This is a genomic window from Streptosporangium sp. NPDC000396 (assembly GCF_042898655.1).
Taxonomy (GTDB): domain Bacteria; phylum Actinomycetota; class Actinomycetes; order Streptosporangiales; family Streptosporangiaceae; genus Streptosporangium.
Map to the genome: position 1 here is coordinate 50,220 of NZ_JBIAZA010000044.1, position 14,032 is coordinate 64,251.

Sequence of the window (14,032 nt, forward strand, 5' to 3'; positions counted from 1 at the left end):
GGAAACGACACGGGCCGGCCACGCCTCGCGTGACCGGCCCGGATCCGGGTCTCAGGGGAAGAGAACTTACTTCGCCTTGTTGACGTACTTGTTCAGGTAGTTGGCGGCGCCGTTGATCTGGGCGGCGGTCGCCTTGGGGTTCAGGCGGTGCTTCTCGGCGATCGTCACGGCGGTCTTGAGCGTGGTGGTGCCGTGGACCTTGGAGGAGCCGTTGTAGGCGCCGTGGGCCCAGTTCAGCCAGGCGGCCAGCAGCTCACGGTCGAGCATGGCCTTGCCGCTCTTGCCCTTGAGGACCTTGTAGGCCTTGGCGAGCGAACCGGCGTTCGCGACCTCGGGGAAGACCTTGCTGCCGTCCTGGGTCAGGCTCAGGTAGCAGAGCAGGACCTCGTCCTTCAGGCTTCCCGTGCCGCGGGCCATCTCCTTGGCCCAACCGGCCGCGTTCATGGCCTTGCCGCCCTTGCCACGCTCGCACACGTCCGGAACCGGAATCGGATCGAGGCCGCTGCCGTCACCCGGCTGCGTGACCGTCGGGGTGGGGGTCGGGGTCGGCTTGGAAGTGGTGGTCGGCGTCGCCGTCGGAGTGGCGGTCGGGGTCGCCGTGGGCGTGGCGGTGGGGGTGGGCGTCGGGGTCGGAGAAGTCGGCTTACCGAGGGCGTCGAAGAGGTTGATCCGTGGCGTCGTGACCTCGGCTTCGCCGCTGGTGTACTCGATTGCCTTACCGGTTTCCTTCAGCCTGGCCAGAATCGCGGCGGGGGTCAGACCGGGGTTCTTCGCGTGCAGCAGCGCGAAGGCGCCGGCGACGTGCGGGGCGGCCATCGAGGTGCCGCTGTAGACGGCATAGGTGTTGTTGGGGATCGAGGACTCGATCTGCACGCCGGGCGCGAACAGGTCGAGGAGCGCGCCCCGGTTGGAGAAGGCCGCCACGGCGTCGGAGTCGTCGGTGGCGCCGACGGTCACGGTCGAGGAGACACAGGCGGGCCAGCTGACTTCGGCGCCGAAGGACTCGTTGCCCGCCGCGACCACCGTCGCCACACCCCTGTTCGCGAGCTGGTCGATGACCGGCTTGATGTATTCGCCTTCTTCGGTGGTGTCACACGCGGTGGCGTACTTCCCGCCGCCGAGGCTGAGGTTGGCTGCGGCGATCTTGTGGGTGGAAGCCAGCTTGCCCACGTGGAGGAGCGCCTCGCGGATCGCGCCTTCGAAGGCCAGGACACAGGGAGCCCGGCCTACGCCGCAGTAGTTCTCCGTGTTGGCGCGGCTGAAGACCTGGATGGCGGCGATCGTCGCATCCGGGGCCACACCGCTGCCCTTGTCATCATCGGTGCTCTTGCCTGCCGCGATGCCGGCAACGTGGGAGCCGTGGGTGCAGAGGTTCGCGGTCCCCTTCATGCAGCGGATGGTCTCGGCGTCGGCAGAGCCGGGGCCGACCTGGATCGTCTTTCCGTTCGGGCAGAGCGACTGGACGTCGTCACCCTCCGGGTTGGCGGCGGAAAAGCAGGCCTCGGCGGCGATCCGGCCCGCGAAGAACGGGTGGTCGCGGTCGATGCCGGTGTCCAGGATCGCGACGGTCTCCCCGGCGCCGGTGATGCCCGCGAGGTGGACCTTGTCGGCGCCGATCACCTTGAGGCTGCTGAGCAGCGAGGGCGGAACGGCCTTCTCCTTGCGGATGGACAGGACGTTCGTGTCGGCGGACAGCTTCTTGAGGTCGTTGCCATCGGCGTTCACGACGATGAAGGGGCTGGCCGCGGGCTTCTGGACGACCTCGGTGTCAGGAAGCTTCTCGGCCTTGGCGGCGACAGCGTTGACACTTCCCACGCTCTTGAGGTCGACGATGGCGCGGACCTCCTTGGTGGAAGCCGCCAAGGCGGGGGTGATCTTGTTGTTGACGGGGTCGGTCGCGGCGGCTGCGGGCATGGCCGCGAGCGTGACCGAGGTGGCGGCGAGCGCGATGGCTCCCGCCATGAGACGTCGAAGTCTCACAGATCCTCCGGGGGAAAGGCCGCGTCAGCGCGGCCGTTGTGCGAGATAAGCGAACCCGGCGGACATCAGCCGGGTGAGCGCAGGTCGTCGTGGTCTATGGGCATGACGGACGACAGCCACGAACCCGTTGCGAAACTCATCGCGCTACCCCGCCCCCGCCCATCGACCAGCCGACAAAGGGCATGGGTCGATGCCTGATGTGCACCCTGATGAGGGAGTGTAAAGAGATCTTAAAGAGGCCGATGGGGGTTTTAGGGGGTTTGTGATCTATCTGACACTTCCCGCCCGTCTGACGGACACGTATCAGGGCCGGTCACGTCTCGCGTGACCGGCCCTGATACGCGGTAAGGGGTCTCTTTTCCTCGTCGGTGTGATCCTCCGGGTACCTGGCGGCACCGCCGATCCGGGTGGTGGCACGACTTGTCACCCCTGTCAGGTCAAGCCGGTTTCCTCTCGGACTCCCGGGCGGCTTCCTCCAGGGATTCCCCGGCCGGTTTCTCCACGTCTTCCCCGGCGGTCTCCCCCGAGGTCTCCTCCAGGGCCTCCACCGCGGGTTCCTCGTCGCTGCTCGCACCGGCGTGGCGGAGCCAGAGGGCGCCGAGAGGCGGGACGCGCAGGCGGGCGGAGTAGGGCAGGCCGTGGTGGGGCTCCTCGAAGGCCCGCACGACGCCGAAGTTGCCCACGCCGCTGCCCGCGTAGTCGTAGGCGTCGGTGTTGAGCACCTCGTCCCACGCGCCCTTCAGAGGCAGGCCGAGACGGTAGTCGTCGTGCGGCGCGCCCGAGAAGTTGACCACGCAGGCCAGGGCCGAGCCGTCCGGGGCCCTGCGGAGGAACGAGAACACGTTGCCCACCGCGTCGTCGGCGTCGATCCAGCTGAAGCCCTCGGGGGAGACGTCAAGACGCCACAGGGCCGATGTCTCCTTGTAGATCCGGTTGAGGTCGCTGACCAGCCGCTGGACCCCCCTGTGCCCGTCGAAGTCGAGCACCCACCAGTCGAGTCCGCGCGCCTCCGACCACTCCGAGCCCTGGCCGAACTCCCCGCCCATGAACAGCAGTTGCTTGCCGGGGTGGGCCCACATGAAGGCGAACAGCGCACGCAGGTTCGCGAATCGCTGCCACTCGTCGCCGGGCATCTTGCCCAGCAGCGACCCCTTGCCGTGCACCATCTCGTCGTGCGACAGCGGCAGCACGAAGTTCTCCGAGTAGGCGTACATCAGCGAGAACGTCATCTGATGGTGGTGGTACTGCCGGAAGACCGGCTCGTGTCTGAGGTAGGCCAGGGTGTCGTGCATCCAGCCCATGTTCCACTTGAACCCGAACCCGAGCCCGCCCAGATGCACCGGCCGGGAGACTCCGGGCCAGGAGGTGGACTCCTCGGCGATGGTGACGATCCCCGGCTGGTCGCGGTAGCAGACGGCGTTCATCTCCTTGAGGAACTCCACCGCGTCGAGGTTCTCCCGCCCGCCGTATATGTTGGGCGTCCATTCGCCCTCGCGCCGCGAGTAGTCGAGATAGAGCATCGAGGCGACCGCGTCCACCCGCAACCCGTCGATGTGGAACTCGCGCAGCCAGTAGAGCGCGTTGGCGACCAGGAAGTTGCGCACCTCGCTGCGGCCGAAGTCGAAGACGTAGGTTCCCCAGTCGGGGTGCTCGCCCCGTGCCGGGTCGGCGTGTTCGTACAGCGGCGTCCCGTCGAATCTGGCCAGGGCCCAGTCGTCCATCGGGAAGTGTGCGGGCACCCAGTCGACCAGCACCCCGATGCCCGCCTCGTGCAGGCGGTCCACCAGGTGGCGGAACTCGTCGGGGGTGCCGAAGCGAGCCGTCGGCGCGTAGTAGGACGTCACCTGGTAACCCCAGGAGCCGCCGAACGGGTGCTCGGCCACCGGCATGAACTCCACGTGAGTGAACCCCATGTCCGACACGTAGGCGACCAGCTCATCGGCCAGCTCCTGGTAGGACAGCCCCGGTCGCCACGAGCCGAGATGCACCTCGTAGATGCTCATCGGTTCTTCCGTCGCGGTACGGCTCGCGCGCTTGCGCATCCACTCGCCGTCCTGCCAGGTGTACTCCGACCTGTCGATCACCGAGGCGGTCGCGGGCGGGCACTCGGTGCGCCGGGCCATCGGGTCGGCCTTGGCCCGCCAGACGCCGTCCACGCCGAGGACGCCGAACTTGTAGCGTTCGCCCTCGCGAAGTCCCGGGATGAAGAGCTCCCAGACTCCGGACCTGCCGAGCGAGCGCATGGGATAGGCGGTGCCGTCCCAGTGGTTGAAGTCGCCGATCACCCGGATCCCGCGTGCGTTCGGCGCCCACACGGCGAAGGCCGTACCCTCCTCGTCCTCGTGCCGTATGACCCGCGCGCCGAGCACCTCCCACAGCCGCTCGTGGCGCCCCTCACTGATCAGGTGCAGGTCCACCTCGCCCAACGTGGGCCAGTGCCGGTAGGGATCGGCCGTCTCGTACGGCTCGGCCCCGGCGTAGGTCACCCGGAGCCGGTAGTCGGGGACCTTGTCCAGCCCCGGGATCGTCACCGCGAACACCCCGTGGGCCACGTGCTCCATGGTGTAGGCCTGGCTGTCCGCCACGACCTCGACTTTCTCGGCGAGGGGCCGCAGCGCTCTGACGGTCAGGCCGCCAGGTCCCAGATGTGCCCCAAGGATCGAGTGCGGATCGTGGTGTGCCCCGCCCGCCAGGCGTTCCAGGTCCAAGTCCGCGTTCATGGATCACTCCCGTAGATCGGTATCCCCTAACCCTGCCCTATCCGGGCGCTCCAACCCATGCCCTTGTCCGCTATCACCATGCGTGTCGTGAAAATGTGCGGATGCACGGGCGGGGGACAATCCTGATTGTCAGCCCTTATGGCTTATGGGAATACTGTCCACCGATCTGGCTGATCACGCGTCCTCGGGAAAGGATCAGCCTGAGGAGACGCCCTCGGAGGTGGCGTCGATCCGGGCGAGCACCTGGGTCGACAGCCGCTCCAGCATGGCGACCTGGTCGCGGGTGAGTCCCTCGAAGAACAGGCGCTGGACGGTCTCCACGTGCCCGGGTGCGGCGTCGGTGATGGCCTGACGGCCGGTATCGGTGAGCACGACGAACGCTCCCCGGCCGTCGTCGGGGCACTCCTCGCGGTCGATCAGGCTGCGGCGTTGCATCCGGCTCAGGTGGTGCGACAGACGGCTCTGCTCCCACTGTATTTCCCGCTGGAGCTCGAAGGGGCGCAGGCGTCCGTCCGGGGTGTCGGTGAGCTGCACCAATACCTCGTAGTCGGCCAGGGACAGGCCGGAGTCGGCCTGCAGCTGCCGGTTGAGCCGAGCGGTCAGCTGCCCTTGGAGCCGCAGGTAGGCCCGCCAGGCCCGCTGCTCGTCGTCGTCGAGCCATCGAGGGCTGTTCATGCCCCCACTCTACCCAAGATAGATGACACGTCATGGAGATTGCGGAATAGATGACGTGTCATGTAGGTTGAGGCGCATAGATGACACGTCATCCACTGGATGGCCGAACTCAGGAGGAACCGCTATGACGACCGCCACCGGCACCGACTTCGCCAAGCTCACCGGCACCTACACCATCGACCCGGCTCACACCCGCATCGGATTCGTCGCCCGGCACGCGATGGTGACGAAGGTCCGCGGCGCGTTCAACGAGTTCGAGGGCACCGCCGTGCTCGACGGCGACAACCCCGCCAACTCGACCGCCACGGTCACGATCAAGGCCGCGAGCATCGACACCCGCAACGCACAGCGCGACGAGCACCTGCGCAGCAACGACTTCCTGGCGATGGAGTCCTACCCGGAGATCACCTTCGTCTCCACCGCCGTCCGCCAGACCGGTGAGGCCGACTTCGAACTGACCGGTGACCTGACCATCAAGGGCGTCACCAACACGGTGACGATCCCCTTCACCTACGAAGGTGTGGCGACCGACCCGTTCGGCAACGTGCGCGTCGGCTTCGAGGGCACTGTGACGATCAACCGCAAGGACTACGGCGTCACCTGGAACGCCGCGCTCGAGACCGGCGGCGTCCTGGTCGGCGAGAAGATCGTCCTGGAGTTCGAGGTCTCCGCCGTCAAGAACGCCTGACGCGACCGCCGCCGATCACGTCAGACCGCCACACCACCCGCGCCCACATCGACCACGCCAACGTGCGCCCTCCCGAAAGGGGATCCATCTCATGACCGAGTTCCTGCCGACCCCGACCGTGGACATCCGTCGCGCCGACGAGCGGTTCGTCACCGACATCGCCTGGCTGGACTCCAAGCATTCCTTCTCGTTCGGAGGTCACTACGACGCGGACAACACCCACCACGGGGTGCTGCTGGTCAACAACGACGACATCGTGCGCCCCGGCAGCGGGTTCGACACCCATCCGCACCGCGACATGGAGATCGTCACCTGGGTGCTTCAGGGCTCCCTGGTGCACCAGGACTCCGAGGGCCACAGCGGCGTCATCTATCCGGGACTGGCCCAGCGCATGAGCGCCGGCACCGGCATCCTGCACTCGGAGAAGAACGACTCCTGGAGGCTGCAGGGTGGCACCGCCCACGACGAGCCGGTGCACTTCGTGCAGATGTGGGTGGTACCGGACGAGCCCGGAATCGTTCCCGGCTACGAGCAGCTGGAGATCGAGGACGAACTGCTGGCCGGCGGCCTGGTGCCGGTCGCGTCCGGGATGGCCAAGCACGACGGTGCCTCGGCCATCCGCATCAAGAATCGTTACGCCGCCCTGCACGCCGCCCGCCTGCGGCCCGGCCAGAGCGTCCAGCTTCCCGAAGCGCCGTTCCTGCACCTGTTCGTGCCCCGCGGCACGGTCACCCTCGAAGGCGCCGGGACGCTGGGCACCGGCGACGCTGTTCGCTTCACCGCCACCGGCGGGCAGCGGGTCACCGCCACAGAACCAGCCGAGATCCTGGTGTGGGAGATGCACGCGGCCATCGCCGCCTGACCCGCACCGCGAGAGACGAAAGGACCGACACATGTCGACCTTGGGAGTGACGAACGCGGACCGGCCAGAACCGCGAGTCGTCGACAACCCTCGGGCCAGCCGATTCGAGATCGTCGTTGACGGGGAGACCGCCGGGTTCGCCGTGTACAAGCCGGCCGGCACCAAGCTGGCGTTCACCCATACGGAGATAGACCCGCGTTTCGAAGGCCGCGGACTCGGCTCGATCCTCGCGCGCGGCGCGCTCGACGCCGCCCGCGCCGCGGGGAAGCCGGTCCTGCCGTTCTGCCCGTTCATTCGCGGCTACATTCAGCGCCATCCCGACTATCTCGACCTGGTGCCCCCGGACCAGCGAGCCCGCTTCGGCTTCCCCGCCGACGAGCTGGAGCGGCACTCCGGTGAGCGTGACCAGCCGCCGGCGTCGTAAGGCCCGCTTTCACAGGCGATCTCGGCTGATCACACTCACACGTCGCGCCCGCGGGTCAGTGGGGGTTCTTGGCGGTGACGTCGCGGGGAACGATGCGCAGACCCTGCCAGTGGGTCGGCATGGGGTCGGCGTCCTCGTCACGGGGGACGTGGTGGTAGCCGACGTTCACCCACAGCACGGGATCGGTGAGCTTCTCGTCGTTGACGTAGCGGTCGACGGACAAGGCGCACCCGGGCGTCGGGTTGGCGGTCGCCAGGCGTTCGCAGGAGCGGTAGTTGGTGATGTAGACATCGGCGTGGGTGAAGGCCTCGTCCGCCGGGCCGCGATATTCCGCGCTCTCGGAGTTGTCGATCTCCCAGGAGACGGGGTGCCCGTCGGCGTTGCGGACCTTGCGGTCGACCACGCGCCACCAGCGCGTCCGGCCGTTGAGAGCCTTGGCCTCCCTGGTGAAGGTCGTGTTCGTGAGCTTGCGCTTGGCCGTACCGGACCCTGAGAAGTCGTACTGCTCGACGACGTCGTCGGCCTGGCCCTGGATGTCGAAGTCGAGGCGCCAGAAAATGTTGTGGTTGTGGCTCGCCTCGAAGTGGCTGCTTCCCACGCCGATCGGCCAGCCGTGCTCGGGCGTGGTGGTGAACCCGGCCAGCGAGCCGGTGGCGCCCACGCGCGGGGTGATCGCCCCGTCGTCGGAGAAGGCCCATTCGGCCAGGTAGGTGTACCAGCCCAGCTGGAAGGCGGCGAACACCACCAGGTCCTGACCCTGCGCCGTCTTGCTCGGCTCGTCGTCGAAGCCACCCTTGAGGTAGGCGTGGCCGCGTTCCCGGGTCGTCACGCAGACGAACTGCCCGTGGCGTTCGCCGCCCGGGCAGTCGGCCGCCTGCAGCGGGATGGCGGTGTAACCGAGGGCCCCGATGTCGTGGTAGCGAGGGGTGCCCTTGTCATAGGGCACGTGGATCTGGGCGAGCGCGGTGCTGCGCAGCACGCTGACCGGACTGTTGCCCCTGGGTGTGTACACCACCTTGGTGAGGGTCAGCCCCTCGACGTTGCGCATCTCCCAGCAGAGCTGCCAGCGCGCGCCGTTCGGCAGGGTCTTGTCGATCCAGTACGGCGCGCTGCACGGAGGGCTCGGAGCCCGTACGGCATGCGCCGGGCCGGCGCCGCCGGTGAGCATGACGCAGGAGAGAGCCAGGCCGAGCGCGGCGCGGGAGAGCGCCAGGCCGAGCGGGGCGCGGGAGAGCGCCGGGCCGAGCGCGGTGCGGGGGAGAGTCGGGCGCAGGGGCACGGTCACCACTCCAAGGTGTGGATCTTCTTGGCGGACAGGTCGACGATGATCCGGCTGGTGTCCAGCCAGGTGGTGTCGGGAAGCCGGACGAACAGCCGCACGCACCGGTGGGTCTCGCACTGACCGGCGCCCCCGCCCTCCTGAACCGGTGTGAAGATCAGTCCTCGCAGCCCGAGATCCGCCGCGGACCGGAGCTCCCTGCCACCGGCCTTGGCATAGGCCCGGCGTACGCCCCCGCCGTACGCCGAGTCGGCCAGCAACAACTCGGCGGCCCTCACCTCCTCCGCCTTGGACGGCGGCGGCTGCACGCCCCGGCTCACGGACTCTTCCACGACCTCGCCCCGGCCGAGGTCCACGGTCCGCACGATGAGCTTGTCGCTGCCGTAGTCATACAGATAGGCATCGGCCCGCCGTCGATCTTCGGCGTCCTTGTCGTCGTCGCGCTCGACGTAGAGCAGGCTGACCCGCCCGATGGCCATGTGCGCTCGCGAGGTCGCCGACGCGATCGCGCCCGCTCGTGCGATCTCCCCGCCGGTCAGCGGATCTTCCGGTGCGGGTGCTCGAGGGACGGCCCCCGCCGCCTGGGATCCCTGCTCACCGGAGAGAAGCAGCGCCGCTCCCGCGACGGCCACCACTCCCGCTCCCGCGATCGCCATCACGACCCGTCGTCGCCCCACGAGCACCCTCTTTACTCATTGTTGACCTTCGAATGCGAAGAGTAATGCTCAGGAGGTGTCGGGGCCAGCTCAAAAGGCAAATTGGGCAGTCGGGCGAGAGTGCCCGGTGGTCGCGAACGGCCGCCGGGATGTTTGACTGGCCGCCATGTTCATCTTGCTGTTGCACTACCGGGACGGGGCGCTGGACCAACTGGACCAGTTGATCCCTGAACACTACGAATATGTTGACAAGTACGTTGAGGACGGCGTGTTCCTGCTGACGGGTCGCAGGGTTCCGCGCACCGGCGGGGTCATTCTCGCGACCGGCGTGAGCCGGGAACGGATCGAGGAGATCGTCACCGAGGACCCCTTCCTGCGCTCCGGCGCCGTGACCTACGAGATCGTCGAATTCGAACCCACCCGCTCGGCTCTCGAAAAGCTCTGACGGCCGGGAACCGCCGCGCCATGCCCTCCTCCCCCACGTGGGGGAGGAGGATCCCCTGCTCGCGGGAGGGCTCTCACGGCCCGTGGCGGGACGCTCGAAGCATGACTTCCGAGAAAACCGGAATCGGCCGGATCACCGCGGCGGCCGTGGCGATCGCCGCCATGCTTCCCTATCTCACCTTGAAGACGCTTTGGCTGACCGGACGTCCGATAGGCGTCACCGATCCCGGCCTCATGAACAGCTCGACGATGTTCGGGCTCAACGCGATGACATGGGGTATGGACGCCGTCGGGCTGATGCTGGCCCTGGCGTTCACCATGCGGTGGGGCATGCGCCTGCCCGCGTGGCTGGTGCTGCTGCCCCTGTGGGTGGGCGGTGGGCTGCTGTCGGTGATCCTGCTGACCGTGCCGATCTCGCTGTTCATCGTGGGTCCCGGCGTCTTCTCGGTGGGCGGTCCGATCCAGTCGTGGGTCTACATGGCGGTCTACGGCGGATTCATCGGGCAGGGAATCGGGTTGCTGGCCGCGTTCGCCCTCTACGCCCGCGACCGGTGGCCCGCCGTTCTCACCACCCCGCTCGGGCGAGGTTCCATCGGTGCGACCAGGCCGTTCCAGACCGTCGTCGCCAGGGGGGCGCTGCTGATGACGGTGTTGATCGGCGCAGTGCGCCTTTACTGGAGCCTCGGCGGCACCGCCGGTCTGCCCGCCGCGCTCGCCGCCGATCACAGCGTGGTCGGCCGGCTCCAGGACGGTTGCAAGGGTTTGCTTGCGATCGCCGCGGGCGTCGCGCTGATGATGATGGTCAGGGGCCGGGGCCACAGGCCGCTGTGGCAGCCGCTCGCCGTGGCGTGGATCGGCGCGGGCGCCATGTTCGGCTGGGGCCTCTACGCGTTGATCATCTTGTCGGTGGGCGGTCCGCTCGCCGCGGGCCCGCTCGCCCCGGGAGTGAACCTGGTGGAGCTGTTCTCCACGCTGACCGGACTCGTGATGGGCATGTGCGGTGCGTTCCTGCTGACCGAGCGGTCGGGCGTGCGTCCCCCGCGACCGGCGCGGGGCCCGGATGAAGTCGCGGCGGACGAGGACGATCGCGAGACCGCCCACCAGAGCCCCCGCTGACACCCCTGCCCGACACCTGATCACCCGCTCTCGTCACATGACGTAGCGGGGGACACGTATTGTAATCGGGTTGAGATCTTGGAGTGCGAAGATCGAGCGCCAGTCCTTGGCCGGGTGACACGAACCGAGCGATACGAACCGACAAGGAAGAACGACTTCGATGAGGGCTGCTCCGATGAGACGGTTGATCGCCGCACTGGCCGTCACGCTTACCGCTCCCGCCTTCGGCGTCGCGCTTCAGAGCACCGCGAACGCCCAGGCTACTCCCGCCGACCCGGCCGCCGCGCTTGAGCGTCGGCTCGCCGACGGCCGCGGTGTGGAGTTCTCGGAGGTCACCACCGACACGATCAAACCGTCACCGGGCCACCAGGCGAAAGGCGGCCGGAAAATCGTCTCCCAGAGCAGGGGAGTCGCGGAGTTCGGCGGAGGCAAGGTCGTCGCCACCGACCTGACGGACCGCTCCTCCACCAAGCCGGGCAGCTCCATGCGGTGGATGTCCTTCGGAGACCGTACGTACGCGGCGGGCTGGCTTTTCTCGCCCCTGCCCGCGGGGAAGAGCTGGGTCCTCCTTGAGGGCGGAGCCGGCCCCACACTCACCTCCGGCCGCATCGAGCTCGATCATCCCGCGACGCTGAAAGCCGTGCTCGCCACCGCCTCGGCCAAGAGCGCGGGCGGAACCTACGACGGCACCCGCACCACCCTCTACCAGGGCAAGATCACCTTCGGTGAGCTGCGCAAGGCCTTCCCCGAGTTCCGCCTCGAATCCGGCGAGCAACCCACCGCCGAACACCTGAAGATCAAGGTGTCGTGGCGGCTCTGGCTCGGCGAGGACCGGCTCGTGCGCCGGGCGTGGAGCTCGTGGACCGAACCGCTCACCAAGGGCGTCGACAGCGACGTCCTCCACGTCAACGACATCCGCCTGACCGGCTGGGGCACCCCGGTCCACGTCGTGCCCCCTCTCGACGACCAGGTGACGACGTCCGACGATCTCGCCCCCCACTACGAGGTCAACCGCGCCACCGACAGCTGACCCCGACCGGCACGCCGTACCTCCGTCAGCCACTTAAAACGGACGTTGCGCCGCGCTCATTTTCTGACTTCCGCTCCGGAGACACACGAAAGCCCTTGGCGTCCCGCCAAGGGCTTTCGTCGTAAGTGTCTTCGAGCACAGTCGGAAAGACGCATCACCGACCCGCGTATCCGTTGTCGAGGGCAGCCGATTATTCGGAGCCGGCATCGGAGGAGGCCGCGACGGCCCACGGCCGCACCGTCTTGGCTCAGCGGAAGTGAGGCGGACTCAACAGATCCGACGCGAACGGAGTGACGAAGCGATGCCCCGGCTCAGCCGAACGGCAAGCCGCCATGTGTCACAACGATCCTTCCAATCCGCCGTTTCACCCTGAGATGGGTCGAAAGATCATGGCCGGGCCAAAACTCCCCATCGGACCGTCAGCCTCGCGCTGCGCCGCCCCACTCGGACCCGCCCTCACCGGCATCGTCGAGGTGACCCCATGCCGATCAACTGAGGGGACGTCTCATGCCCGTTTTGGATGCAGTCCGCCTGCCTGGAGACCATGCCGGGCAAACCGTTTCCGCTCCGCTCCCGACGCGGCGGCAACGGCTGCGGCGGTTTCTGACCGCACTGGTCGCCGTCGGCGTGGCCGCCCTGCCGCTGGCGGTCACACCCGCCGTGGCGCCGGCCGCAGCCGCCCCCTTCCCCGAGTTCGCCTACGTCACCAACTTCAACTCCGGCAACGTCTCGGTGATCAACACCGCCACCAACGCCGTCGTCAGAGCGCCCATTCCCGTCGGCGACGACCCTATCGACGTGCGAGTCACCTCCGACGGCACCCGTGCCTACGTGGTCAACTACCTCTCCGACACCATCTCCGTGATCAACACCGCCACCAACGCCGTCGTGGCCACGATCAACCTGCCGGCCGGTTCTCGACCGTGAGCGGTCGCGATCAGTCCTGACAACGGTCGCCTCTACGTGCCCAACGAAGGCACAGACAACGTCTCGGTGATCGATACCGCCACCAACACGGTGGTGGCCACCGTCAACGTCGGCGATCAGCCACGCGGTGCCGCCCTCACCGCCGACGGAACGAGCCTTTACGTGCCCAACGCCGGCGCCGGCAACGTCTCGGTGATCGGCACCTCCAGCCTCACCGTCTTCGCCACCGTCCCGGTCGGATCCTTCTCGACCGCGGTGACGGTCGGAGCGGTCGCCCCGCAGACCCTCAGCGTCGTGGTCAACACCCCGAACAACACCGCGTTCCAGTCGACCTGCTCCCTCGCCCTCCCGGTGACCTGGCCTGCCAACTGCACCGCCTTCACCCCGATCTTCCCTTAGGCCGGAGAACCGGCGTGGGGGACACGACAGCCGGACCTCGGGGACTCCGAGGACCCGCTTCCCATGGAGATCTGATGAACACCAAAGACGATGAGGAAAGACTCCCGGCCAGGACTCGCCGCCCGGCCCGTACCCTGGGCAGGCGCCCGGCCGGAGCCGGATCGGTTCTGACCTTGCTGCTGGCCGTGGCGGCGCACTCCGTCATCGCGGCCCAGGCCGCTGTCGCGGGCGGGCCACCCCAGCCGGCAGGGCCGGCGGCGGCCGGCCATCGAAGCGATCTTCGGGTCTGTATGACCTGTGGTTCGGGATGCTGCCGCAGATGCTGCCGCACCCGTCTGTGTCGAAAGACCTGCCACGTTTCCAGCTCGCAAGGCCCGCAAGGCCCTCGGGGCCCTCGGGGCCCCGAAGGACCCCAAGGTCTCATGGGGCCCGGAGGACTTCAAGGACCCATGGGGACATCGGGAATCCGAGGACCCGCAGGACCTCAAGGAGTTCAAGGCGTTCAGGGAATTCAGGGAGTTCAAGGCGATCAGGGCGATCAGGGCGATCAAGGCCTTCCGGGGACGACGGCGGGGCTCGGCTCGACCCAGATCGCCGTGTCCAGTGAGGGCGCCACGACCCAGATCACCGCCATCACCACCACCACCGGATCGACCTTCATTCGCGACTCCCGCTTCCCCGGGGTTTGGAACAATCTGTCAGGCCTGACCGGATATCCCCCCAACGCGATCGGGGTCACTGAGGTGATCTCAGCGAAATAGTTCGGGCGATTGGGATTTCTTGAACGCCGCCCGTGGCGTTCCGGGCCTTTCGGGAGGAGTCGCCGAAGGCC

At 67.9% G+C, this 14,032-nt stretch carries 13 protein-coding genes; 8 read left to right on the top strand and 5 right to left on the bottom strand.

The genetic code is table 11. The features are described 5' to 3' along the window. Nucleotides 1-66: 66 nt before the first annotated feature. The 3 genes from ACFY2X_RS43175 to ACFY2X_RS43185 all read right to left on the bottom strand — a co-directional run bounded on the left by ACFY2X_RS43175 (nt 67) and on the right by ACFY2X_RS43185 (nt 5,375). On the bottom strand, nt 67-1,980 hold the full coding sequence (locus ACFY2X_RS43175; protein WP_389949936.1) for a S8 family serine peptidase: 1,914 nt from the start codon (nt 1,978-1,980) through the stop codon (nt 67-69). Between the two features lie 437 nt (nt 1,981-2,417). After that, nucleotides 2,418-4,700: a 1,4-alpha-glucan branching protein GlgB gene (gene glgB / locus ACFY2X_RS43180; RefSeq protein WP_389949939.1), complete on the bottom strand. Its 2,283-nt coding sequence runs from the start codon at nt 4,698-4,700 to the stop codon at nt 2,418-2,420. Nucleotides 4,701-4,895: 195 nt separating this feature from the next. Further along, nucleotides 4,896-5,375, bottom strand: a complete 480-nt coding sequence (locus ACFY2X_RS43185) for a MarR family winged helix-turn-helix transcriptional regulator (RefSeq protein ID WP_389949941.1) — start codon at nt 5,373-5,375, stop codon at nt 4,896-4,898. A gap of 124 nt (nt 5,376-5,499) precedes the next feature. Here ACFY2X_RS43185 and ACFY2X_RS43190 point away from each other — a divergent pair, with 124 nt between their 5' ends. From ACFY2X_RS43190 to ACFY2X_RS43200, 3 genes are all read left to right on the top strand, one after another. Further along, complete coding sequence (locus tag ACFY2X_RS43190; RefSeq protein WP_389949944.1) at nt 5,500-6,063, top strand: YceI family protein; 564 nt, start codon at nt 5,500-5,502, stop codon at nt 6,061-6,063. 91 nt (nt 6,064-6,154) lie between these two features. Continuing rightward, nucleotides 6,155-6,925: a pirin family protein gene (locus ACFY2X_RS43195; protein WP_389949947.1), complete on the top strand. Its 771-nt coding sequence runs from the start codon at nt 6,155-6,157 to the stop codon at nt 6,923-6,925. Between the two features lie 31 nt (nt 6,926-6,956). Further along, the gene (locus ACFY2X_RS43200) at nt 6,957-7,349 is read left to right on the top strand and encodes a GNAT family N-acetyltransferase (RefSeq protein ID WP_389949949.1); all 393 of its coding nucleotides are present in this window, start codon (nt 6,957-6,959) and stop codon (nt 7,347-7,349) included. Between the two features lie 55 nt (nt 7,350-7,404). Here ACFY2X_RS43200 and ACFY2X_RS43205 read toward each other — a convergent pair whose 3' ends face one another. After that, nucleotides 7,405-8,634, bottom strand: coding sequence for a copper amine oxidase (locus tag ACFY2X_RS43205; RefSeq protein ID WP_389949951.1), 1,230 nt, complete (start codon nt 8,632-8,634; stop codon nt 7,405-7,407). Continuing rightward, nucleotides 8,631-9,305, bottom strand: a complete 675-nt coding sequence (locus ACFY2X_RS43210; RefSeq protein WP_389949953.1) for a hypothetical protein — start codon at nt 9,303-9,305, stop codon at nt 8,631-8,633. Before ACFY2X_RS43210 ends, ACFY2X_RS43205 begins: the two co-directional genes overlap by 4 nt. A 145-nt stretch (nt 9,306-9,450) precedes the next feature. Between ACFY2X_RS43210 and ACFY2X_RS43215 the strand changes: the two genes are divergently transcribed. The 5 genes from ACFY2X_RS43215 (at nt 9,451) to ACFY2X_RS43235 (ending at nt 13,200) form a co-directional block, all read left to right on the top strand. Further along, nucleotides 9,451-9,729, top strand: a complete 279-nt coding sequence (locus ACFY2X_RS43215; protein WP_389949956.1) for a YciI family protein — start codon at nt 9,451-9,453, stop codon at nt 9,727-9,729. A 101-nt stretch (nt 9,730-9,830) separates the two neighbouring features. Then, on the top strand, nt 9,831-10,844 hold the full coding sequence (locus ACFY2X_RS43220) for a hypothetical protein (RefSeq protein ID WP_389949959.1): 1,014 nt from the start codon (nt 9,831-9,833) through the stop codon (nt 10,842-10,844). A gap of 175 nt (nt 10,845-11,019) precedes the next feature. After that, complete coding sequence (locus tag ACFY2X_RS43225; RefSeq protein ID WP_389949962.1) at nt 11,020-11,874, top strand: hypothetical protein; 855 nt, start codon at nt 11,020-11,022, stop codon at nt 11,872-11,874. A gap of 507 nt (nt 11,875-12,381) precedes the next feature. Continuing rightward, nucleotides 12,382-12,801, top strand: coding sequence for a YncE family protein (locus ACFY2X_RS43230; RefSeq protein WP_389949964.1), 420 nt, complete (start codon nt 12,382-12,384; stop codon nt 12,799-12,801). A 9-nt stretch (nt 12,802-12,810) separates the two neighbouring features. Then, nucleotides 12,811-13,200: a YncE family protein gene (locus ACFY2X_RS43235; RefSeq protein ID WP_389949970.1), complete on the top strand. Its 390-nt coding sequence runs from the start codon at nt 12,811-12,813 to the stop codon at nt 13,198-13,200. Nucleotides 13,201-14,032 lie beyond the last annotated feature (832 nt).

What these genes read in the sequence shown, in the direction of transcription:
- glgB (WP_389949939.1), bottom strand. Translation starts at nt 4,700, where the DNA reads ATGAACGCGGACTTGGACCTGGAACGCCTGGCGGGCGGGGCACACCAC.
- ACFY2X_RS43225 (WP_389949962.1), top strand. Translation starts at nt 11,020, where the DNA reads ATGAGACGGTTGATCGCCGCACTGGCCGTCACGCTTACCGCTCCCGCC.
- ACFY2X_RS43200 (WP_389949949.1), top strand. Translation starts at nt 6,957, where the DNA reads ATGTCGACCTTGGGAGTGACGAACGCGGACCGGCCAGAACCGCGAGTC.
- ACFY2X_RS43185 (WP_389949941.1), bottom strand. Translation starts at nt 5,375, where the DNA reads ATGAACAGCCCTCGATGGCTCGACGACGACGAGCAGCGGGCCTGGCGG.
- ACFY2X_RS43220 (WP_389949959.1), top strand. Translation starts at nt 9,831, where the DNA reads ATGACTTCCGAGAAAACCGGAATCGGCCGGATCACCGCGGCGGCCGTG.
- ACFY2X_RS43230 (WP_389949964.1), top strand. Translation starts at nt 12,382, where the DNA reads ATGCCCGTTTTGGATGCAGTCCGCCTGCCTGGAGACCATGCCGGGCAA.
- ACFY2X_RS43195 (WP_389949947.1), top strand. Translation starts at nt 6,155, where the DNA reads ATGACCGAGTTCCTGCCGACCCCGACCGTGGACATCCGTCGCGCCGAC.
- ACFY2X_RS43190 (WP_389949944.1), top strand. Translation starts at nt 5,500, where the DNA reads ATGACGACCGCCACCGGCACCGACTTCGCCAAGCTCACCGGCACCTAC.
- ACFY2X_RS43215 (WP_389949956.1), top strand. Translation starts at nt 9,451, where the DNA reads ATGTTCATCTTGCTGTTGCACTACCGGGACGGGGCGCTGGACCAACTG.